This window comes from Achromobacter sp. DH1f (assembly GCF_000633435.1).
In the GTDB taxonomy this organism is placed as follows: domain Bacteria; phylum Pseudomonadota; class Gammaproteobacteria; order Burkholderiales; family Burkholderiaceae_B; genus Achromobacter; species Achromobacter deleyi.
In genome coordinates this window covers 138,510-159,092 of record NZ_AYMF01000007.1, presented here as the reverse complement: position 1 = coordinate 159,092, position 20,583 = coordinate 138,510, and the positions used below count along the sequence as shown (strand labels likewise).

Genomic DNA, 20,583 nt, shown 5'->3' with positions numbered 1-20,583 from the left:
GGCGGTTCCTAGCGATTCGTGACCGGATACACGCCTTGCGGGCGCCACAGCAAAATGGCGACCATCAGGGCGATATTCGAAAACAGCGCAGCCTTGGGCATCAGAAAGCCGGTGTAGTTGGCCATCAGGCCCACCAGCAGTGCGCCGATCAGGCAGCCGACCGTGGACCCCAGGCCGCCGATCATGATGACGATGAAGATCAGCACGTTCACCTGCGCGCCCAACTGCGGCACGATGGATTGCTGGTACAGCCCCCACAGCACGCCGCCCAGGCCCGCCAGCATCGACCCGGCGACAAACACGCCGACGAACAGGTGGCGGATGCGGTAGCCCAGGCTTTCGACCATCTCGCGGTCTTCGACGCCGGCGCGGATCAGCAATCCCAGCTTGGTGCGATTGAGCAGCCACAGCATGCCGCCCAGCACGGCCAGGCCGACCACCAGCGCGACGATGCGGAATTTCTCGATGGCGGCATCGCCGACCAGTACCGCGCCGCGCAACGCGTCAGGCAACGGCAGCGACAGCGTCTGCGGCCCCCACAGCATCTTGATGATCTCTTCGCCGATGATCATGCCGCCCATCGTGATGAGGATCTGCTTGAGATGCTGGCCATAGACAGGCCGCACAATCACGCGTTCGAACGCGACGCCTACGGCGCCGGCCACCAGCATGCCCACGATCAATGCTGGCAGCACCGCGGCCAGGTTCAACCACAGGCTGCCGGATTGGGTCCAGTCGGCCATCGAACCCAGCACGGTGGCGGCCATGTAGGCGCCGATCGCGATGAACAGGCCATGGCCGAAGTTCAGCACGTCCATCAGGCCGAACACCAGCGTCATGCCCGAGGCGACGATGAATATGATCATGCCCATGGCCAGGCCGGCGAAGGTCAACGTTACCCAGGTCGAGAACGAGCCGACGAGCGGCAGGGCGATGGCGGCCAGCGCAAGCACCAGCAGCACGGGGCGCAGGTCGGCACGTGTGCGCGGCAGCGGCGCGTCGATATCGGCGGCGGTCATTGGTGGGCTCCCAGGGACAGGCCCAGCAGGCGGGTCTGCAGCGCCTCGTCTTGCGCCAGCTGCGTCATGCTGCCGGCGTGCACGACGCGGCCATTGTCCATGACCGCCACGTGATCTCCCACCTGGCGCGCGAAATTGAAGTTCTGCTCCACCAGCAAGATGGTGGTCGAGGCTTGCTTGAGTTCGATGAAGGCGTCGATCATGTTCTGGATGATGGCGGGCGCCAGGCCCTTGCTGGGTTCGTCCACCAGCAGCAGGCGGCGCGGCTCGATGATGGCGCGGGCAACGGCCAGCATCTGCTTCTGGCCGCCCGAAAGCTTGCCGGCGGGGTGCAGCCAGAATTTCCTGAGCGCCGGGAAGAAGCCGAAGATCCATTCCAGCCGCACGGTGTCGAGCTGGTTGGCGCTACGCGCCTGGCGGGCCGCGAGCAGGATGTTTTCCTTGACCGACAGGTCGGCGAAGATGCCCATGTTCTCGGGCACGTAGGCGATACCCAGCCGCGCCATGTCGGGCGGCGAGGTGCGTACGCCAGGGCCGCCGGCCGGTGTGCCGTCGAAGGCGATGCGGCCTTGCGTGGCCTTCCACAGGCCCATGATCGTGCGCAGCGTCGTGGTCTTGCCGGCGCCGTTGCGACCCAACAGCATGGTGACGGCCGCGGGCGGTACGGCCAGGTCCACGCCATGCAGGATGTGATACGCGCCGATATGCGTGTGCACGTCGTTCAGTTCCAGCAGCGGGGCCTGGGTCACTGGGGCGTCCTCACGGAAGTGGCGGCCGACGGGCTGACACCCAGATAGGCCTGTTGCACGATGGGCGAAGCAATCACCTCGGTGGGTTCGCCGTCAGCCATCAACTGGCCGTTGTGCAGCACCACGATGCGGTCTGCCAGCTCGCGCACCACATCCATCTTGTGCTCGACCAGCAGAATGGTCTTGGTGGGGTCCTGCTTGATTTCGCGTATCAGGTCCAGCACCACGGGCACGTCGTCCACGCTCATACCTGCGGTGGGTTCGTCGAACATGAATACTTGGGGTTCCAGTGCGATCAGCATGGCGATCTCGAGCTTGCGCTGATCGCCATGGGGCAGGTCGGCGGCAAGCTGGTCGCGGCGAGCGGTCAGCCGGGTGCGTTCCAGCAACGCATCGGCGCGCGTCAGCAGATTGCGGTCGTCGTCCCAGGTACGCCAGAAGCGGATCTGCCGCCAGCCCAGGCCTTGTTGGCGCGACTGCAGCGCCAGCCGCACGTTCTCGTGCACGGACAGGCGCGGAAACAGTTGCGTGAGCTGGAAGGCGCGGCCCAGGCCTGCATGCATGCGAGCTGGCGCCGACAGCCCGGTCAGGTCACGGCCGTTCAGGTGCACCGAACCCGCACTGGCGCGTAGCTGACCGGAGATCAGGTTGAAGTAGGTGGTCTTGCCCGCGCCGTTGGGGCCGACGATGGCCGTCAGGCTGCCGGGCGTGAAGCGGCAGCTCACGGCATTGACGGCCACGTGGCCGCCAAAGCGGATCGTGAGCGATTGGGTTTCCAGCATGGAAGGCGAGGCTCAGCGTTTGTTCTGGATCGGCACGGCCATCTGGTCGGGCGTGATCTCTTTGACCAGGTCCTGCACCGCCCAAGGCACGGAGGGATCATTCTTGATGCGGAAGTGATACATCGACTGCATGGCCTGGTGGTCTTCCGGACGGAAGGTCATCTTGCCCTTGGGCGTGTCGAAGCTCATGCCTTCCATCGCCTTGATGAGCGTGTCGGTGTCCGAATTGCCGGCCGTCTTGTTCAGCGCGGCTACCAGGGCAATGCCGGCCGACATGCCGCCCGCCGTGAAGAAGTCCGGCGGCTGGCCGTAGCGCTTCTGGTGTTCGGCCACCAGCCAGTCGTTGACCGGATTCTTCGGAATGCCGTAGTAGTAATAGGTGGCGCCTTCCATGCCGGCCAGCGGCTTGAGCGGCGTCATCGCGGCCAGGGTGTTGCCGCCTGTGGCGATTTCAATGCCGAAGCGCTTGGGGTCCAGGTCGGCGATCTTGAACGGATTGCCGGCGCCGGCCCACAGGATGAAGATGATCTTGCGGCCGGGCTTGTCTTTCAGCGCATCGAACAGGCGCTGGGCACCCGCCGTGAAGTCGGTGGCATTGGCCGGCAGGTATTCCTCGTGCACGATCTTGGCCTGCTTGAGCGCGCCCTTGAAGGCCTTGACGCCGTCGCGGCCGAACGCGTAGTCCTGCGCCAGCATGGCGATGGACGTGCCCGCCTGATCGAAGGCGACCGCGTTGGCGATGGCGTCCTGCGACGAATTGCGGCCGGTGCGGAAGATGTACTTGTTCCACTTGTCGCCCGTGATCGAATCGGCGACGGCGGGCTCGACCAGCAGGATCTTTTCGTATTCTTCGGCGATGGGCAACATGGCCAGTGCCACGCTGGACGATGTGGGTCCCACGGCGATGTCGGCGTTGTCGTCGGCATACGCGGACGCGAGTTGGGCGCGCGCGACGTCCGGCTTGCCCTGGTTGTCCTTTTCAATGACGCGGATCTTGCGGCCGGCCACCGTCATGCTGCCCTGGGTGGCGTATTCCAGGCCCAGCATCAGGCCGTTGTGGGTCTGCTTGGCGTAGGCTTCCAGCGGGCCCGTCTTGTCGTAGACGTGCGCCACGACGAAATCCTTGGCCGCGGCGGCCGAACTCAGGCACAGGCCGACCAACGTAGCGAGCAATAAGCGTTTCATGGGAGTCTCCTTGTTCTACTGATTGCCGGCGGCGTCGATGGCGGCCGACATGGCGAGAAAGCGGCGGATCGCGTCGATCTGCGGCGTGACGTTCAGGGCAGGGGCGTGGCCGCAATCGGGGAAGTCGATGCGTTCTGCGCGTGGCCCGCGTTGCGTCATGGCGTGGGCGACCTCGGGCAATAACAGGTCGGAATCGGCGCCACGCAGCAACAGCAGCGGCATATCCAGGCTGTCGTATTCCGTCCAGCGCTCGTAGTCGGCGGGGTGATGGCTGAACTGGCCGACAATCGCCGGGTCGTAGTGCGCCGTGACGCGCCCGTCGGGCAGCCGGCGTACCGATGTTTCGGCCATGCGGCGCCATTGCTCGTCGCTCTGCCAGCCATAAGGCTTGTAGGCGGCGCGCAGCCAGGTCTCGAGTTCCGTGACGGTATCGAAGGCAGGCGGGTTGCCGGCATAGGCCAGGATGCGTGCGATGGCCGGTTGCGGCAGCGTCGGGCCGATATCGTTGACCACCAGGTGCGAGATGCGCCCTTTGAGCGTGGTGGCGGCCGCTAGCATGCCCGTGGCGCCACCCATCGACGTGCCGACCCACCGGACGCGTGTCAGCGACAGGCTGTCGAGCAGGGTGCGCGCCAGCCGGGCGTAGAACTCGAGCTGGTATTCCGCGACCGGGTCCGGACTCCATTGAGACAAGCCGCGGCCGATCGTGTCGGGACAGATGATGCGATAGTCGCCCGCCAGCGCCTGCGCCAATTCGTCGAAATCCCGGCCGGTCCTGGCCAGGCCGTGCCACATGATGAGCGCCGGGGCATCGGGGGCGCCCCACTCGGTGTAATGCAGCTCGCGGCCCTCGCAGCGCAGATAGCGCGAAGCCGGTGCGTGGCAGGCGGCCTGTGCGGGCGCGTTAGCCATGAGTCTCCTCCCGGGTTGTCCAGGTTGTATGCTTATCGGGCTGAATATAGACTTGCGCCGGGCGCGGCCACAATGCGCCAGACCGCCCGCGGCAGGGTGAGTCAAGAATATGTAGACGCAGGATCACAAGCGCCCAGCCCGACCCGCGCACACCAGGAGACCGCGCCATGCCCGATACGGAATATGCCATTTCGGCCATTGCCGGCGCTGAACGCCATGAGCAATGGCGCGCGGCCCTGTCCGACGCCTTCGGGCCGTTCGAGGTGCACCAAGGGCAGGGCGGACGTTTCGCCGGCCACGTACGCTACGTACGGCGGGCCGCTTTGCAGTTCAACGATCTGCACTATCAGGGACAGAAGATCGAACGCACCGCCGGCAATGTGTCGCGGCTGGACCAGGAGTTCTATACCTTCGGTCTGCCTTTGACCGGGCCGTTGGCGGTGGTGCAGCAGGGCCGTGAATTCCAGGTCGAGCCGGGTTGCGTCTACCTGATGAACCAGAGCCTGCCTTATCAGGCCACCGCCCTGGGCGCTGACGGCTACCGCAGCCTGAGCGTGTCGTTTCCGCGCAGCGCGCTGTCGCAGCGCGATTCTCGCATCGGCTCGTTCTACAAGCTGCGCGTCGATGACGGCTCGCCACGGGGGGCGATGCTGGCCAGCTATATGGACCATCTGTTCAAGGGCCTGGATGGCTGGACGGCGGCCGAAGTGGCCGAACTGGGCGAACGGCTGATCGACCTGATCGTGCTGTTCGTGGTGCAGCCGGGGCAGGGCCATGCGTCGGCATCGGACAGCAGCGTCACCATGGCGCACCGGCAACGGGCCATGGCCTATATCCGCCAGCATCTCGCCGACCCGGCGCTGACCCCCCAGCGGGTGGCACAGGGCTGTGGCGTGTCGGTGGCCTATCTGCACCGCATCTTCCAGGCGGGCGACCTGTCCGTGGAAAGTTTCGTCTTCGACCAGCGCCTGGAGCGCTGTCGTGAATTGCTGTTGAATCCGGCGCAGCGTCACCGCGGCATCGCTGAATTGGCCTACCAGGCCGGCTTCGCGCATCCCTCGCATTTCAGCCGGCTTTTCAAGCAGCGCTTCGGCATGTCGCCGCGCGAGTGGCGTGCACGCGGCTAGACCGGGGACGGTACGGCAGTGCAAAAAAAGGCCCGCGCAAGCGGGCCTTTTCGTATCCAGCGCCAGGCCGGAATCCGCGTTTAGAAGGGCGAGGGCTGGGTCGACAGATTGACCACCGTGTTGCTCTTGAGGTCAACGAGGATGTGCTCCGACGGCAGGCCGTCGGCGAGCTTCAACATGATCGCCATCAGCGGCTTGAAGCGGGCCTTGTACATGTCGGCCAGGGTGTTTGCATCGCTGACGCGGTCGCCGTTGAGCTGCAGGCCGGCATTGGTCTGGCTCAGTGCCTGGGCCAGCAGCTTGTACTGGCTGGCGCGCTGGGCCGGGATGTCGGCATAGGCCAGATCGCCAGCGTTGGCCAGGCGCACGAAGTCGCCCGCCAGGTCCAGCGCCTGCCACTTGGCGAAGTCCGCCAATTGCATGCCATGCGCTTGGGCCAGGGCCTGTGCGCGGTTCTGGGCATCGGCCAGGTCCGCGGCATACGCGGGGTTGCTGGCATTGGGGCCGCCGGCGGTGTACAGGCAGTTGAAGAACTCGGGCGTCAGCTTATTGTGGTCACCGGTGTTCTTCAGTTCGGCCAGCGTCACCGTGGTGCGCAATTGCGACAGCACGAGCATGTCGGCGCCGGTCAGGGGGCTCTTGACCAGCTCGCGCATTTCGCAGCGCCAATCGTCGTTGAGCAGGCGCAGGCGCACCAGTTCGCTCATGTAGCGATAGTTGAAGTCGCCGTAGTCCTTGGCGTCCAGGATGGACACGTTCCAGCGCGGCGGCACGTCATACGCGTTCTCGGCGCGGTACAGGTCGAACAGCTCATCGAAGCGCGGCACCTTGTCCAGGCGGATCGTCTTGACCTCGATCTCGCTGGCGCTTTGCATCGTCATGATCTTGTAGGCCGGCACGTAGGCGGCCATGGACGGCGCCTGGATGTTGAACAGCGCCTTGTCGCCGCCATACGTGCGCACCGCCATGTCATTGAAATGCATGTGGCCGCCCACGTGGATCTTCAAACCGGTCTCGGCCAGCGCGCGGGTGGTGTTCTCCGCCGGGCGGCGCACCATCTGCATCTTGTTGGCACCCAGCAGCGCTTCGATGTCGTCCGAGGCGCCATTGAAGAATTCCGTCATCGGGAAATGGCTGAACGCGATCACCTGCTTGCCCTGCGCCTTGCCGCGGGCCACCACATCGGCCAGCCACTTGATCACATGGGACTTGTGCGTGAGCATCTTGTTGTAGCCCTGGTCGCCCGAACCGGTGAAATCATTCGGGCCGGTCCCCGTCGGCACGTAGACGTTGGCATCCAGGCCAACCAGCCACACGCCCTTGACGGGTTCGACCACGTAGGACGTGTCCGGCACCATCTTGCACAGGGTGTAGTTCGACGGCTTGTTGGGGCCGCCCGTGCCCTGGGCGCAGATTTCGTACTGGCGATTGATCCATCCGGCCTGCGACAGCGCGGTGTTGTAGTTGTAGTCCTCGTACTTGTAGGTGCTGTACGGGGTTTCGTAATACACATACTGCGGCTTGGGCATGAAGCCGTGCTGGGCCAGGGCGTCGGTGATGCCCGCATAGCCCATGTGCAGCACTTCCTCGGTGCAATAAGTGTCGCCCACGCGGGCCCAGTCGCCGGCATAGGGCGTGCTGCAGGCGGCGTTGCCGCCGCGGCTGTAGATGGGCTGCGAGAAGCCGATGGCGCCGGTGACCGGGTCCAGGCCCAGGTAGTCGCTCTTGCCGTTGGCCTGGTTGAAGGGGCGCACCGGATCGTGGTTGCCGGGGGCGGCGAAGAACTGGATGCCGTACTTGGCGGCGTACTCGTCCATCACCTTGACCAGGCCGCGCATGTGCACCGGCTGGCCGTCGTCCGAGAAGTCGCCGGGCAGGGCGATGTACTTCACACCGCGCGTTGCCGCATCATCCAGCGCCGCCAGGAACGCAAAGTAGTTTTCGTTGAACAGCCGCGTCGACGTCAGCTGGGCATACATCGTGCGGATGGTGGCGTTGTCGCCACGCTTGGGATTGGGAATGCCCGGAAACGAACCATCCTTGAAATCCGCATAGATGTCATGGAAGTGGATGTCCGGCATGAAGGCGACCTGCACGGGGGCAGGTTGCTGCGGGGTGGCGGGCGTCTCGGCAACGGGCGGCTTGCTGCCGTTGTCGTCGTCATCCTTGTCGCCGCCGCAGGCGGCCAGCAAGGCCATGAGCGCCATCGCGCCCGCGGATCGGGCGAGACGTTGATATCGATTCATTGTGCTTCTCTCTCTTTCTGGAACAAGTTTTCTTCAGGCGACTGTTTCCCCGTTCCTGGGAAGTCGCGCCCGCGAGCGAGGCGCAATCCTGGGGGTTCAGGATGACAGCGTGATGAAAGAATGGCGCCAAAACTGTCCACATCACCTTGATCGACAGGCGAAAAAAAAGCCCCTTGCGGGGCTTTTTACGAGAGGGCGCTTGGGTCAGATGTGCGTGATGAACTTCGTGACCAGGTAGCCATCGAACGTTTCGAGGCCGCCTTCGCTGCCGATGCCGCTGTCCTTGATGCCGCCGAAGGGCGTCTCGGCCAGGGCGCTGCCGAAATGGTTGATGTTGACCATGCCGGCTTCCAGGCCGTTGGAGACCTTGGTGGCGGTCTGCAGCGAGTTGGTGAACACGTAGGACGACAGGCCGAACGGCAGGCTGTTGGCGCGCGCCAGCACTTCATCGGTGTCGGTGAAGCGAACCACCGGCGCGACCGGGCCGAAGGGTTCTTCGGTCATCAGCATGGAGTTGTCGGGCAGGTCGGTCACGACCGTGGGGGCGAAGAAGAAGCCCTTGCGGTCCAGCGGGCCGCCACCGACCACCACCTTGCCGCCGTGCTTCTTGGCGTCGTCGATGAAGGCGCTCATGGCGGGCACGCGGCGTTCGTGGGCCAGCGGGCCCATGTCGGTGCCGGCTTCCAGGCCGTCGCCGACCTTGATGTTCTTGAGCACGTCGGTGAAGCGCGCCAGGAACTGTTCGTAGGCGCCGTTCTGCACGTAGAAGCGGGTGGGCGACACGCAGACCTGGCCAGCGTTGCGGACCTTGAACTTGGCCAGCATGGTGGCGGCGCGGTCGATGTCGGCGTCGTCGAACACCAGCACGGGCGAATGGCCGCCCAGTTCCATCGTGACGCGCTTCATGTGGGCACCGGCCAGCGCGGCCAGCTGCTTGCCCACCGGCACGGAACCGGTGAACGAGACCTTGCGCACGATAGGCGAGCGGATCAGGTAGTCGGAAATCTTGGCGGGCTCGCCCCAGACGATGTTCAGGCAGCCCTTGGGCAGGCCGGCGTCGTGGAACATGCGGGCGATGGCCATGACGGCGCTGGGCGAGTCTTCCGGACCCTTCAGCACTACCGTGCAACCGGCGCCGAGCGCGGCGGCGATCTTGCGGATGGCCTGGTTGTACGGGAAGTTCCAGGGCGTGAACGCGGCGCAGACGCCGATGGGTTCGCGCACGACGATCTGGCGCACGTCGGGGTTGCGCGGCTGAATCACCCGGCCGTAGATGCGGCGGCATTCCTCGGCATGCCAGTCGGCGTGCTCGGCGCAGGAAGTGACTTCGCCGACGGCTTCCGCCAGGGGCTTGCCCTGGTCCAGCGTCATGTTGCGGCCGATTTCCTTGGCGCGTTCGCGCGACAGCGTGGCGACCTTGCGCAGGATGGCGGAACGATCCATGGGAGAAGACTTCTTCCAGGATTCGAACGCGCGCTGGGCGGCGGCTAGCGCGCGATCCAGATCCGCTTCGGTGGCGTGGGGCAGCTGGCCGAGCACTTCCAGCGTGGCCGGGTTGATGACGTCCTGGGTGCGCCTGCCCTCGCCGGCAACGAATTCGCCGTCGATATACAGCGCCAACTGTTCATACATGCCTGTCTTTCCTTGCGAAATAGGAGTGGGTAGCGATCGCGGTCGCCCATGCCAGTCTAAACCAGCTTGCGGGCCGCGGGGAGGTCCAATTCCGGCGGCCGCCTAGGAGCCAATGGGCAGCACTTGCGTGCGGCGGGCGCCGTCGACAAAATGGTGCATCTTTGGCTGTCTATATAGATACCTATTGTGCAACCCGTCGATACGCGTCCGCCGAGCCAGCCCAGTGTCTATTCCCGTGTTTTCTTCCGTTTCATAGATTGGTTGCGCCACCGGATCGCGCTGGCGTCCCTGGTGGGAGACCATCCCATCTTCAAGAACAGCCAGTTTCCCTGGGTGGCCGCCCTCGAGGGCCAGGCGCCCGCCATTCGCGCCGAGCTGGTGGCTCTGTTGGCCGAGCGCCAGCAGTTGCCGTCCTTCCATGAACTGTCCCCCGATGTCGGCATGATCACGTCCGATGACCAGTGGAAGACCTTTGTCTTCATGGGCTACGGGCTGCGTTCGGATCGCAACCTGGCGCGGTGCCCCGCGACCGCCCGGGCGTTGCAGGGCATCCCGGGCCTGCGCACGGCGTTCTATTCCATTCTGGAACCAGGCAAGCGTATTCCTTTGCACACCGGCCCCTACAACGGCGTGTTGCGCCTGCATCTGGGGCTGGTGGTGCCCGAGCCGGCCGATCGATGCTGGATCGAGGTTGGCGGCGAGCGCTATTGCTGGAAAGAGGGCGAGGCCGTGGTGTTCGACGACCTGTACCCCCACCAGGTGCACAACGACACTGCCGGCACGCGAGCCGTCCTGTTCGTCGATTTCGAACGGCCCTGTCGGGCGCCGATACGTTGGCTCAACCGGCTGGTGCTGATGGCCGCACCGTTCACCGACGAAATTCGCCGCGGCAAGGCCAACCACGACGCCTGGGAGCGCAACTACTACCGGGATAAAACGGGGGCAGATTGAATTCCCTCGTGGCGCGGCCTGGGCGGGCGTTCGGAAGGGGCCGTCTGTGTCGAGTTTTCCACAGGCGCTGTCGTGTATTTGCTCACTATCTCAACAAAGGGCTTGCGCTCAAAATCTAACCACGCTAGAATGGTCAGCTTTCCCAGATTGTCGATTGGCCAGGACTAGCCCGGGCCAACGTGTTGGGGGAATACCCGCAGGATTTCAACCCAGGGTCGTTGCGTTGCCACCAGTTGATGGTCTTTGAAGCGAAAGCTCAAAGCGCCAGCCAACAATAAAGCAGGGCGGCTGACCTGACGGGACCAAAACTGGCAGGAATTGCAGTGTTCCCTTTTTTGGGGAAAACCGTATTTCCAGTTAAGTTGGAACAGGAAAAATCATGATCCAAATGCAGACCACGCTGGACGTGGCCGATAACACTGGTGCGCGTCATGTCATGTGCATTAAGGTGCTCGGTGGCTCCAAGCGCCGTTATGCCGGTATCGGCGACATCATCAAGGTGAGCGTCAAAGATGCGGCTCCGCGCGGACGCGTCAAGAAAGGCGAAATTTACAATGCCGTGGTGGTTCGTACCGCCAAGGGCGTGCGCCGTAAAGACGGTTCGCTGATTCGTTTCGGTGGCAATGCCGCCGTGTTGCTCAACGCCAAGCTGGAGCCCATCGGCACCCGCATCTTCGGACCCGTTACGCGTGAACTGCGTACCGAGAAGTTCATGAAGATCGTGTCGCTGGCCCCGGAAGTGCTGTAAGGAGCCCTACGATGAACAACATTCGTAAAGGCGACGAAGTCATCGTCCTGACCGGCCGCGACAAGAAGCGTCGCGGTACCGTGCTGGCCCGCGTTGATGCCGACCACGTCCTGGTCGAAGGCGTCAACGTCGTCAAGAAGCACGTGAAAGCAAACCCGATGGCCAACAACCCGGGTGGCATCGTCGAAAAGACCATGCCGATCCACATCTCGAATGTGGCGCTCTTCAACCCCGCTACCGGTCGTGGCGACCGCGTCGGCGTGCAAGAAGTCGAAGGCCGCAAGGTTCGCGTGTTCCGTTCCAATGGTGCCGTTGTCGGCGCCAAGGCGTAAGGGGCGAAAGACATGTCTCGTTTGCAAGATTTCTACAAGAGCAAGGTCGCTGGCGACCTGCAGGCCAAGTTCGGCTACAAGAGCGTCATGGAAGTGCCGCGCATCACCAAGATCACCCTGAACATGGGTGTCTCGGAAGCCGTCGCCGACAAGAAGGTCATCGAACACGCTGTGGGTGACCTGACCAAGATCGCTGGCCAAAAGCCGGTCATCACCAAGACCAAGAAGGCTATCGCCGGTTTCAAGATCCGCGAAAACTACCCGATTGGTTGCATGGTCACGCTGCGTGGTCAACGCATGTACGAATTCCTGGATCGCCTGGTGGCGGTTGCGCTGCCTCGCGTGCGCGACTTCCGCGGTATCTCGGGTCGTGCGTTCGACGGCCGTGGCAACTACAACATCGGGGTGAAAGAGCAAATCATTTTCCCCGAAATCGAGTACGACAAGATCGACGCGCTGCGTGGGCTGAACATCAGCATCACCACCTCCGCGAAGACCGACGAAGAAGCCAAGGCGCTGTTGACGGCCTTCAGCTTCCCGTTCCGTAACTAAGGGGCTGATGACGTGGCTAAACTTTCCCTCATCAATCGCGACATCAAGCGCGCCAAGCTGGCTGACAAGTTCGCTGCCAAGCGCGCTGAGTTGAAGTCGATCATCGACGACCAGTCGAAGACCGACGAAGAACGTTACCAAGCTCGGCTCAAGCTGCAACAGCTGCCGCGCAATGCCAACCCGACGCGTCAACGTAACCGTTGCGTGGTCACCGGTCGTCCGCGCGGTGTGTTCCGCAAGTTCGGCCTGACGCGCCACAAACTGCGTGAAATGGCGATGAAGGGCGAAATCCCCGGCATCACCAAGGCCAGCTGGTAGGAGAAACAATATGAGCATGAGCGATCCCATCGCCGATATGCTGACCCGCATTCGCAATGCGCAGCAAGTGGACAAAGTTACGGTGAACATGCCCTCCTCGAAGCTGAAGGCGGCTATTGCCGCTGTGCTGAAAGACGAAGGCTACATCGACAGCTTTGAAATCAAGGGCACCCAGGCCAAGCCTGAGCTCGAGATCACCCTGAAGTACTACGCTGGCCGTCCGGTTATCGAGCGCATCGAACGCGTTTCGCGCCCTGGTCTGCGTATCTACAAGGGCCGTACCAGCATTCCTCAGGTCATGAACGGCCTGGGCGTGGCTATCGTTTCGACCTCGCGCGGCGTGATGACCGACCGTAAGGCTCGCGCCAACGGCGTCGGCGGCGAAGTGCTGTGCTACGTGGCCTAAGGAGAAATTCGAATGTCACGTATCGCTAAGTATCCGGTCGAACTGCCCAAGGGTGTCGAAGCTGACATCAAGCAGGATCAGATCACTGTCAAGGGCCCGCTGGGTTCCTTGACCCAAGCCCTGACTGGCGACGTCACGGTTGCGTTGGACAACGGCAAACTCACGTTTGTCGCCGCCAACGAAACCCGTCACGCCAACGCCATGTCGGGTACCGTGCGCGCGCTGGTGGCCAACATGGTCAACGGCGTGAGCAAGGGATTCGAGCGCAAGCTGAATCTGGTTGGCGTGGGTTACCGCGCCTCGATTCAAGGCGACGCCGTTAAGCTGCAGCTCGGTTTCTCGCACGACGTTTTGCACCAGTTGCCGGCCGGTATCAAGGCCGAATGCCCCACCCAGACGGAAATCGTCATCAAGGGCTCCAACAAGCAAGTCGTCGGTCAGGTGGCCGCTGAAATCCGCGCGTACCGCGAACCCGAACCCTACAAGGGCAAGGGTGTGCGTTACTCGGACGAACGCGTCGTCATCAAAGAAACCAAGAAGAAATAACGGCGCACGCAAGGACGAATCATGGACAAAAAAGTTTCCCGTTTGCGTCGTGCGGTTCCGACCCGCCGGAAGATCAACGAGCTGCGCGTTCACCGCCTCTCGATCTTCCGCTCGAACCAGCACATCTACGCCAATATCATTTCGCCGGAAGGCGATCGTATCCTGGTCAGCGCCTCGACGGTGGAAGCCGAAGTGCGTGCGCAACTGGCCGGCCAAACCGGCCAGGGCGGCAACAAGGCCGCTGCTTCGCTGGTTGGCAAGCGCGTGGCCGAAAAGGCCAAGGCTGCCGGTATCGAACTGGTCGCTTTCGATCGCTCGGGCTTTCGTTACCATGGCCGCGTGAAAGCGCTGGCCGATGCCGCGCGTGAAGCCGGCCTGAAGTTCTAAGCGAGGATCTGTCAAATGGCTAAAGTACAAGGCAAGAACGCCGCGGAAAAAGAGAACGATGACGGCCTCCGCGAAAAGATGATCGCGGTCAACCGCGTGAGCAAAGTGGTCAAGGGTGGTCGCACCATGAGCTTTGCCGCGCTGACCGTGGTTGGCGATGGCGATGGCCGCGTCGGCATGGGCAAGGGCAAGGCGCGTGAAGTGCCGGTGTCCGTTCAGAAGGCTATGGAACAGGCCCGTCGCGGCATGTTCAAGGTGGCCCTGAAGAACGGCACGCTGCACCACACCGTGGTCGGCAAGCATGGCGCCGCTACCGTGCTGATCTCGCCCGCTGCTGAAGGTACTGGCGTTATCGCCGGTGGCCCGATGCGCGCTATTTTCGAAGTGATGGGTGTGCGTAACGTGGTTGCCAAGAGCCTGGGCTCGAGCAACCCCTACAACATGGTTCGCGCCACGTTGAATGGCCTGCGCGCCTCCCTGACCCCGGCGGATGTTGCTGCCAAGCGCGGCAAGACCGTCGAAGAAATCCTGGGGTAAATCATGGCTCAGAAGCAGATCAAAGTGACCCTCGTGCGCTCCGTGATCGGTACCAAGCAATCGCACCGTGATACGGTTCGCGGTTTGGGCTTGGGTCGCATCAACAGCAGCCGCGTGCTGGTCGATACGCCCGAGGTGCGTGGGATGATCCGTAAGGTGGATTATCTCGTTTCCGTCTCGGAAGCCTAAGGAATCACCATGTCGGATATGCAACTTAATTCGCTGAAGCCCGCTGAGGGCAGCAAGCACGCCAAGCGCCGCGTCGGCCGTGGTATCGGTTCGGGTCTGGGTAAAACCGCCGGCCGTGGCCACAAGGGTCAGAAGTCGCGCTCGGGCGGTTTCCATAAGGTTGGCTTCGAAGGCGGTCAAATGCCGCTGCAGCGTCGCCTGCCCAAGCGTGGTTTCACCCCGCTCGGTCAGCACCTGTACGCCGAAGTCCGTCTGTCGGACCTGCAAGCCCTGCCCATCGACGAAGTCGACGTGCAAGTGCTGAAGGCGGCTGGCGTGATTGGCCAGGCGGTTCGTTACGCCAAGGTCATCAAGTCGGGTGAACTCTCGCGCAAGGTCGTGCTCAAGGGCATTACCGCGACGGTCGGCGCTCGCGCCGCCATCGAAGCCGCGGGCGGCTCGCTTGCTTGATCACGAGGTGACGAGTGGCTAACGCGCAGGCATTGGGCAAAACCGGAGCACGGTACGGCGACCTTAAACGCCGCCTCGTGTTCCTGGTGCTCGCCCTGGTGGTTTACCGTTTGGGTACACACATCCCCGTACCGGGTATCAACCCGGATGCGCTGGCGGACTTGTTCCGTCAGAACCAGGGCGGGATCCTGGGCCTGTTCAACATGTTCTCGGGCGGGGCGCTCTCGCGCTTCTCGATTTTTGCCCTGGGGATCATGCCGTACATTTCGGCATCCATCATCATGCAGTTGATGTCGGTGGTGGTGCCGTCGCTGGAAGCGCTCAAGAAAGAGGGCGAAGCCGGTCGTCGGAAGATTACCCAATACACCCGCTACGGCACGGTCGTGCTGGCGCTGGTGCAGGCTGTGGGCATTTCGGTAGCGTTGGAGTCCCAGCAGGGACTGGTGATCGATCCGGGCATGCTGTTCCGCTTTACGACCGTCGTGACCCTGGTCACTGGCACCATGTTCGTCATGTGGCTGGGTGAGCAGATCACGGAACGTGGTCTTGGCAACGGGATTTCCATCCTGATCTTCGCAGGTATCGTTGCGGGTCTGCCCGCGGCGCTGGCTGCACTGTTGGACCTGGTCCGCACCAACGCGATGTCCGTGCTTTCCGCACTGTTCATCGTGGCTCTGGTGGTGCTGGTTACCGCTTTTGTGGTGTTCGTGGAACGCGGACAGCGCAAGATCACGGTGAACTACGCCAAGCGTCAGGTCGGCAACAAGGTCTACGGTGGTCAAAGCTCGCATTTGCCGCTGAAGCTGAACATGGCCGGGGTGATTCCGCCGATCTTCGCATCGTCGATCATCCTGTTCCCGGCAACGATCACGAGCTGGTTCTCCAGCAGCGAGAACATGCGCTGGCTTAGCGACCTGGCTGCGGCCCTGTCGCCTCGTCAACCGCTCTACATCACGCTGTATTCGGTCGCGATTATTTTCTTCTGCTTTTTCTACACGGCTCTGGTGTTCAACAGCCGCGAAACGGCGGACAACCTGAAGAAGAGTGGTGCGTTTGTTCCGGGCATTCGTCCGGGTGAACAAACAGCGCGCTACATCGACAAGATCCTGATGCGTCTGACGCTCGCAGGTGCCATCTACATCACGTTGGTGTGCCTGTTGCCGGAATTCTTGGTGATGCGCTGGAACGTTCCCTTCTACTTCGGTGGTACGTCTCTGTTGATTATTGTGGTGGTGACGATGGATTTCATGGCGCAGGTTCAGGCCTACATGATGTCTCACCAATACGACTCGTTGCTCAAGAAGGCTAACTTCAAGGGCGCGGGTTTGCCGATGCGGTAAGCAAAAGAATGTCCAAGGACGACGTCATTCAGATGCAAGGCGAGGTTCTTGAGAACCTCCCGAACGCGACATTTCGCGTCAAGCTCGAAAACGGCCACGTGGTGTTGGGCCATATTTCCGGCAAGATGCGTATGCATTACATCCGGATCCTGCCGGGTGACAAGGTCACAGTGGAGCTCACGCCCTATGACCTGACGCGAGCCAGGATAGTTTTCCGCTCCAAATGAGCGGAACCGGATTACGGAAAATTAGGAGTCAACCATGAAAGTAATGGCATCGGTTAAGCGGATCTGCCGCAACTGCAAAGTTATCAAACGTCACGGCGTCGTGCGTGTTATCTGCACCGACCCGCGTCACAAGCAGCGTCAAGGCTAACTCGGGTTAGCGACTACGCAACAGATTTATTCAAGGAATAGTCATGGCCCGTATTGCTGGCATTAACATCCCGCCGCAACAGCACGCCGAGATCGGCCTGACCGCCATTTTTGGCATCGGTCGTACGCGCGCTCGCAAAATTTGCGAAGCGGCAAACGTACCCTTTGACAAAAAGGTCAAGGATCTGAACGACGCTGAATTGGAACGCGTCCGCGAACATGTTGGTCTGTTCACGGTTGAAGGCGACCTGCGTCGTGAAGTACAGCTCTCGATCAAGCGTTTGATCGACCTGGGAACCTACCGCGGTATGCGTCACAAGCGCGGTTTGCCCGTGCGCGGCCAGCGCACTCGCACCAACGCCCGGACCCGCAAGGGCCCGCGTCGTGCTGCTGCGTCCCTGAAGAAATAATCGAGGAACTGGATTATGGCGAAAGCTTCCACCAGCGGCGCTTCGCGCGTGCGCAAAAAGGTCAAGAAGAACGTCTCGGACGGCATCGCGCACGTTCACGCTTCGTTCAACAACACCATCATCACCATCACCGACCGTCAAGGCAACGCTTTGTCGTGGGCCACTTCGGGCGGTGCTGGCTTCAAGGGTTCGCGTAAGTCGACCCCGTTCGCCGCGCAGGTTGCTGCTGAAACGGCTGGCCGCGTTGCGCTGGAATACGGCATCAAGACGCTGGAAGTTCGCATCAAGGGCCCCGGTCCTGGCCGCGAATCCTCCGTTCGCGCTCTGAATGCGCTGGGCATCAAGATTTCGAGCATTGCCGACATCACGCCCGTTCCGCACAACGGCTGCCGTCCGCCGAAGCGTCGTCGTATCTAAAGGGAATCCACATGGCACGTTATATTGGACCCAAATGCAAGCTCTCGCGCCGCGAGGGTACTGACCTGTTCCTGAAGAGCGCCCGTCGCTCGCTGGATTCCAAGTGCAAGCTGGATTCCAAGCCTGGCCAACACGGCCGCACTTCGGGTGCCCGCACTTCCGACTACGGCCTGCAGCTGCGCGAAAAGCAAAAGCTCAAGCGCATGTACGGCGTGCTGGAAAAGCAATTCCGCAAGTACTTCGCTGAAGCCGAGCGTCGCCGTGGTAACACCGGCGAAACGCTGATCCAGCTGCTGGAATCGCGCCTGGACAACGTCGTCTACCGCATGGGCTTCGGCTCGACCCGCGCTGAAGCTCGCCAGCTGGTGAGCCACCGCGCCATCGAACTGAACGGCCACACCGCCGACATCGCTTCGATGCTGGTCAAGGCTGGCGACGTCGTCTCGATCCGTGAAAAGGCCAAGAAGCAAGGCCGTATCAAGGAATCGCTCGACCTGGCCACCAGCATCGGCATCCCCCAGTGGGTGGAAGTCGACGCGACCAAGCTGACCGGTACGTTCAAGTCGGTCCCCGATCGCGCTGACGTCGCTCGCGACATCAACGAATCGATGGTCGTCGAACTGTACTCGCGTTAATCACGCCTGCTGGCGCCTCCTTCGCAAGGCGCTGGCGAGCTGGTCTCGCGACCCGTTTGCACGTCTCGCAGCAGCCCGCTTTCCGCCTTTTGGCGGGGCGGGCTTTGCGGTAAGTATCGGCCTGTGTTTTTGCACCGTCCGAGTTTCACGTTTCACCCTGTCCATCAGCCTTATCGGTGTAACGAGCCGAGGGTATTGAAAAGGAACACAGTACATGTCCACTCAAGGTTTCCTGAAGCCGCGCTCCATTGAAGTCGAACCGGTCGGCACCCACCATGCCAAGATCGTGATGGAGCCGTTCGAGCGTGGCTACGGTCATACGCTGGGCAACGCCCTGCGCCGCATCCTGCTGTCTTCGATGACCGGCTACGCGCCGACCGAAGTCCAGATGACGGGCGTGGTGCACGAATACTCGACCATCCCGGGCGTTCGCGAAGATGTCGTCGACATCCTGCTGAACCTGAAGGGCGTGGTCTTCAAGCTGCACAACCGTGACGAAGTCACCCTGGTGCTGCGCAAGACCGGCGCCGGCATTGTGCTGGCCAGCGACATCGAACTGCCGCACGACGTCGAGATCATCAACCCCGGCCACGCCATCTGCAACCTGACGGATGCAGGCAAGCTGGAAATGCAGATCAAGGTCGAAAAGGGCCGTGGCTACGTGCCGGGCAACGTGCGCGCGCTGTCGGAAGACCGCACCCACACCATCGGCCGCATCGTGCTGGACGCGTCGTTCAGCCCGGTTCGTCGCGTGAGCTACGCGGTTGAAAGCGCCCGTGTGGAACAACGCACCGACCTGGACAAGCTGGTCCTGGACATCGAAACCAACGGCGTGATCTCGCCCGAGGAAGCGGTGCGCCAGTCGGCCCGCATCCTGATGGACCAGATCTCGGTGTTCGCCGCCCTGGAAGGCGCTGGCGATTCGTACGAAGCCCCGGTCCGCGGCACGCCGCAGATCGACCCGGTGCTGCTGCGTCCGGTCGACGACCTGGAACTGACCGTGCGTTCGGCCAACTGCCTGAAGGCCGAAAACATCTACTACATCGGCGACCTGATCCAGCGTACCGAAAACGAGCTGCTCAAGACCCCGAACCTGGGTCGCAAGTCGCTCAACGAGATCAAGGAAGTCCTGGCTGCACGTGGCTTGACCCTCGGCATGAAGCTCGAGAACTGGCCGCCCCTGGGCCTGGAGCGTCCGTAAGTCTTGAAGGGCGGCGTCCCTGGAAAGGGGCGCCTCCTGCAGCGCCCGGCGTCAAAGCCGGGCGGTTTGCGAAACCGTCGTAAAATGCACCGTTTTCTACCGGACCGCGGCCTGATTGCAGGTTGATAGAAGAGCCGGACAACCCGATGGCGGAAACGCCTTCTTTAGATTCAAAGGATACTTATCATGCGTCACGGTAATGGCTTGCGTAAGCTCAACCGCACCAGCAGTCACCGTCTTGCCATGTTCCGCAACATGGCCGTTTCGTTGATTACCCACGAAGCCATCAAGACCACGCTGCCGAAGGCGAAAGAATTGCGCCGCGTCATCGAACCCCTGATCACGCTGGGTAAAGAACCCACCCTCGCGAACAAGCGTCTGGCTTTTGCCCGTCTGCGCGATCGCGACGCTGTGGTGAAGCTGTTCGCCGAAATCGGCCCGCGCTACGCGGCCCGTAACGGCGGCTACACCCGCGTGCTGAAGATGGGCTTCCGTCAAGGCGACAATGCTCCCATGGCTTTCATGGAGCTGGTCGACCGTCCGGAAGTCGATGAAGCCGCTGAGGACAGCGCCGCCGAATAAGCTTCGGTTGCGCGATGAGTAGCAAGGGCGGGTCTTCGGACCCGCCCTTGTTTTTTGTGGCGCCTCGATGGCGGCACCAGAACGGCCTGCAGGCGCGCGGACTACGACGCGTGCAGTTCGCCTCGCAATTGCGCCGCGGCGGCCTCCAGCGCCTCTTTGGGGGCCTGGGGCGGCATGCGGAAGGTCAGGTCCTGCTGCTCGATGTACTGGGTCGAGGTCACGTCCTGCGGATGGTGCATCGGAATCACGTGCGCATGGGTGTGGGCCACGTGGATGCCCGTGAACGCGAATGCTACCCGGTCCACGTTGTACAGGCGCTTCATGTGGCGACCCAGCTTCTGGCCCAGGTTGACGATGTGCCCGGCCAGGTCGGCCGGCATGTCTTCGTAGTACGGGTAGTGCTGCTTGGGGATGATGAGCGTGTGCCCGGCGCGTACAGGCTGGATGTCCAGGAACGCCATCAGGCGGTCGTCTTCGTGGATGATGTGGGCCGGGATTTCGTGGCGGGCGATGCGGCAGAACAGGCAGTTATCGGACATGCTTGCCTCGGTGGGAA

Annotated in this window: 28 protein-coding genes; 20 read left to right on the top strand and 8 right to left on the bottom strand. The window is 62.4% G+C overall.

The window, feature by feature from the left end:
* Positions 1–8: 8 nt before the first annotated feature.
* Genes U858_RS0106370 through U858_RS0106350 form a run of 5 tightly spaced genes read right to left on the bottom strand, consistent with a single transcriptional unit; the run spans position 9 to position 4,647 of the window.
* Positions 9–1,019: a branched-chain amino acid ABC transporter permease gene (locus U858_RS0106370; protein ID WP_025136339.1), complete on the bottom strand. Its 1,011-nt coding sequence runs from the start codon at positions 1,017–1,019 to the stop codon at positions 9–11.
* Positions 1,016–1,768: an ABC transporter ATP-binding protein gene (locus tag U858_RS0106365; protein WP_025136338.1), complete on the bottom strand. Its 753-nt coding sequence runs from the start codon at positions 1,766–1,768 to the stop codon at positions 1,016–1,018. The genes U858_RS0106370 and U858_RS0106365 overlap by 4 nt, the downstream gene beginning before the upstream one ends.
* Positions 1,765–2,550, bottom strand: coding sequence for an ABC transporter ATP-binding protein (locus U858_RS0106360; RefSeq protein ID WP_025136337.1), 786 nt, complete (start codon positions 2,548–2,550; stop codon positions 1,765–1,767). Before U858_RS0106360 ends, U858_RS0106365 begins: the two co-directional genes overlap by 4 nt.
* 12 nt (positions 2,551–2,562) lie before the next feature.
* A complete protein-coding gene (locus U858_RS0106355) occupies positions 2,563–3,735 on the bottom strand; it encodes a substrate-binding domain-containing protein (protein WP_025136336.1) in 1,173 nt (390 codons plus the stop codon).
* Between the two features lie 15 nt (positions 3,736–3,750).
* Positions 3,751–4,647 carry an alpha/beta fold hydrolase gene (locus U858_RS0106350; RefSeq protein ID WP_025136335.1) on the bottom strand — a complete coding sequence of 299 codons (897 nt, stop codon included), beginning with the start codon at positions 4,645–4,647 and terminating at the stop codon, positions 3,751–3,753.
* A 167-nt stretch (positions 4,648–4,814) separates the two neighbouring features.
* Between U858_RS0106350 and U858_RS0106345 the strand changes: the two genes are divergently transcribed.
* Positions 4,815–5,774 (top strand): helix-turn-helix domain-containing protein, encoded by a 960-nt coding sequence (locus U858_RS0106345; protein ID WP_025136334.1) that lies wholly within the window; start codon positions 4,815–4,817, stop codon positions 5,772–5,774.
* Between the two features lie 80 nt (positions 5,775–5,854).
* Here U858_RS0106345 and U858_RS0106340 read toward each other — a convergent pair whose 3' ends face one another.
* Together U858_RS0106340 and U858_RS0106335 are read right to left on the bottom strand one after the other, a co-directional pair.
* The gene (locus tag U858_RS0106340) at positions 5,855–8,020 is read right to left on the bottom strand and encodes a metallophosphoesterase (RefSeq protein ID WP_025136333.1); all 2,166 of its coding nucleotides are present in this window, start codon (positions 8,018–8,020) and stop codon (positions 5,855–5,857) included.
* Positions 8,021–8,224: 204 nt separating this feature from the next.
* On the bottom strand, positions 8,225–9,652 hold the full coding sequence (locus tag U858_RS0106335) for an NAD-dependent succinate-semialdehyde dehydrogenase (RefSeq protein ID WP_025136332.1): 1,428 nt from the start codon (positions 9,650–9,652) through the stop codon (positions 8,225–8,227).
* A 186-nt stretch (positions 9,653–9,838) separates the two neighbouring features.
* On the opposite strand from U858_RS0106335, the gene U858_RS0106330 reads away from it, so the two are divergent.
* The 19 genes from U858_RS0106330 (at position 9,839) to rplQ (ending at position 20,027) form a co-directional block, all read left to right on the top strand.
* On the top strand, positions 9,839–10,603 hold the full coding sequence (locus U858_RS0106330) for an aspartyl/asparaginyl beta-hydroxylase domain-containing protein (RefSeq protein WP_025136331.1): 765 nt from the start codon (positions 9,839–9,841) through the stop codon (positions 10,601–10,603).
* Between the two features lie 379 nt (positions 10,604–10,982).
* The gene (gene rplN, locus U858_RS0106325; protein ID WP_006216531.1) at positions 10,983–11,351 is read left to right on the top strand and encodes a 50S ribosomal protein L14; all 369 of its coding nucleotides are present in this window, start codon (positions 10,983–10,985) and stop codon (positions 11,349–11,351) included.
* An 11-nt stretch (positions 11,352–11,362) separates the two neighbouring features.
* The gene (gene rplX, locus U858_RS0106320; protein WP_006389623.1) at positions 11,363–11,683 is read left to right on the top strand and encodes a 50S ribosomal protein L24; all 321 of its coding nucleotides are present in this window, start codon (positions 11,363–11,365) and stop codon (positions 11,681–11,683) included.
* A 12-nt stretch (positions 11,684–11,695) separates the two neighbouring features.
* A complete protein-coding gene (gene rplE, locus U858_RS0106315) occupies positions 11,696–12,235 on the top strand; it encodes a 50S ribosomal protein L5 (protein WP_025136330.1) in 540 nt (179 codons plus the stop codon).
* 12 nt (positions 12,236–12,247) lie between these two features.
* A complete protein-coding gene (gene rpsN, locus U858_RS0106310) occupies positions 12,248–12,553 on the top strand; it encodes a 30S ribosomal protein S14 (protein WP_006227037.1) in 306 nt (101 codons plus the stop codon).
* Between the two features lie 10 nt (positions 12,554–12,563).
* On the top strand, positions 12,564–12,959 hold the full coding sequence (gene rpsH, locus U858_RS0106305) for a 30S ribosomal protein S8 (RefSeq protein ID WP_006392029.1): 396 nt from the start codon (positions 12,564–12,566) through the stop codon (positions 12,957–12,959).
* A gap of 12 nt (positions 12,960–12,971) precedes the next feature.
* Positions 12,972–13,505 carry a 50S ribosomal protein L6 gene (gene rplF, locus U858_RS0106300; protein ID WP_025136329.1) on the top strand — a complete coding sequence of 178 codons (534 nt, stop codon included), beginning with the start codon at positions 12,972–12,974 and terminating at the stop codon, positions 13,503–13,505.
* A gap of 21 nt (positions 13,506–13,526) precedes the next feature.
* The gene (rplR, locus tag U858_RS0106295) at positions 13,527–13,892 is read left to right on the top strand and encodes a 50S ribosomal protein L18 (protein WP_025136328.1); all 366 of its coding nucleotides are present in this window, start codon (positions 13,527–13,529) and stop codon (positions 13,890–13,892) included.
* 15 nt (positions 13,893–13,907) lie between these two features.
* Positions 13,908–14,429: a 30S ribosomal protein S5 gene (gene rpsE, locus U858_RS0106290; protein ID WP_006389628.1), complete on the top strand. Its 522-nt coding sequence runs from the start codon at positions 13,908–13,910 to the stop codon at positions 14,427–14,429.
* A gap of 3 nt (positions 14,430–14,432) precedes the next feature.
* Entirely contained in the window at positions 14,433–14,618 is a 186-nt protein-coding gene (gene rpmD, locus U858_RS0106285; protein WP_006216520.1) for a 50S ribosomal protein L30, read from the top strand.
* A gap of 9 nt (positions 14,619–14,627) precedes the next feature.
* Positions 14,628–15,068, top strand: coding sequence for a 50S ribosomal protein L15 (gene rplO / locus U858_RS0106280; RefSeq protein ID WP_042884491.1), 441 nt, complete (start codon positions 14,628–14,630; stop codon positions 15,066–15,068).
* A gap of 14 nt (positions 15,069–15,082) precedes the next feature.
* Positions 15,083–16,408: a preprotein translocase subunit SecY gene (gene secY / locus U858_RS0106275; RefSeq protein ID WP_025136326.1), complete on the top strand. Its 1,326-nt coding sequence runs from the start codon at positions 15,083–15,085 to the stop codon at positions 16,406–16,408.
* A gap of 8 nt (positions 16,409–16,416) precedes the next feature.
* A complete protein-coding gene (infA, locus tag U858_RS0106270) occupies positions 16,417–16,635 on the top strand; it encodes a translation initiation factor IF-1 (RefSeq protein WP_003806927.1) in 219 nt (72 codons plus the stop codon).
* A gap of 34 nt (positions 16,636–16,669) precedes the next feature.
* On the top strand, positions 16,670–16,783 hold the full coding sequence (gene rpmJ / locus U858_RS34700; protein WP_003806928.1) for a 50S ribosomal protein L36: 114 nt from the start codon (positions 16,670–16,672) through the stop codon (positions 16,781–16,783).
* A 43-nt stretch (positions 16,784–16,826) separates the two neighbouring features.
* Positions 16,827–17,192 (top strand): 30S ribosomal protein S13, encoded by a 366-nt coding sequence (gene rpsM / locus U858_RS0106265; protein ID WP_006216517.1) that lies wholly within the window; start codon positions 16,827–16,829, stop codon positions 17,190–17,192.
* Between the two features lie 15 nt (positions 17,193–17,207).
* Positions 17,208–17,609 (top strand): 30S ribosomal protein S11, encoded by a 402-nt coding sequence (gene rpsK, locus U858_RS0106260; RefSeq protein ID WP_006216516.1) that lies wholly within the window; start codon positions 17,208–17,210, stop codon positions 17,607–17,609.
* Positions 17,610–17,620: 11 nt separating this feature from the next.
* Positions 17,621–18,244: a 30S ribosomal protein S4 gene (gene rpsD / locus U858_RS0106255; RefSeq protein WP_006216515.1), complete on the top strand. Its 624-nt coding sequence runs from the start codon at positions 17,621–17,623 to the stop codon at positions 18,242–18,244.
* Positions 18,245–18,458: 214 nt separating this feature from the next.
* On the top strand, positions 18,459–19,445 hold the full coding sequence (gene rpoA, locus U858_RS0106250; protein WP_025136325.1) for a DNA-directed RNA polymerase subunit alpha: 987 nt from the start codon (positions 18,459–18,461) through the stop codon (positions 19,443–19,445).
* 186 nt (positions 19,446–19,631) lie between these two features.
* On the top strand, positions 19,632–20,027 hold the full coding sequence (gene rplQ / locus U858_RS0106245) for a 50S ribosomal protein L17 (RefSeq protein ID WP_025136324.1): 396 nt from the start codon (positions 19,632–19,634) through the stop codon (positions 20,025–20,027).
* Positions 20,028–20,128: 101 nt separating this feature from the next.
* On the opposite strand, the gene U858_RS0106240 is transcribed toward rplQ, so the two are convergent.
* The gene (locus U858_RS0106240) at positions 20,129–20,566 is read right to left on the bottom strand and encodes an HIT family protein (protein ID WP_025136323.1); all 438 of its coding nucleotides are present in this window, start codon (positions 20,564–20,566) and stop codon (positions 20,129–20,131) included.
* Positions 20,567–20,583 lie beyond the last annotated feature (17 nt).